Below are 250 nucleotides of genomic sequence, written 5' to 3' on the forward strand. Positions count from 1 at the left end.
CAGCCGCGCTTGTAAGCGCCGAGCCCCGGCTGATAGGTCTTGTCGTCGAGGAACTGTTTCAGTCCCTCGTCGCGCGCCTTGGTCTTGTCGAGAAACAGCATCTGCTCCAGCTTGGCGTAGATGTAATCGTCGGCGAGATCCCATGGCAGGTTGCGCACCCGCTTGTAGGTGTCCTTGGCGGCCTTCAGCGTCACCGGGTTCTTTTCGAGCAGGCTGGCGCAGATCTTGCGGACCCGGGTTTCAAGCTCGG

General features: G+C 61.2%; 1 pseudogene. It reads right to left on the reverse strand.

The features are described 5' to 3' along the window. A pseudogene (locus EOD29_RS33725) lies at positions 1–250 on the reverse strand (p-hydroxycinnamoyl CoA hydratase/lyase); the annotation flags it as partial.

Origin of the sequence: Mesorhizobium sp. M1A.T.Ca.IN.004.03.1.1 (genome assembly GCF_003997555.1) — a bacterium.
Classification (GTDB): Bacteria; Pseudomonadota; Alphaproteobacteria; order Rhizobiales; family Rhizobiaceae; genus Mesorhizobium.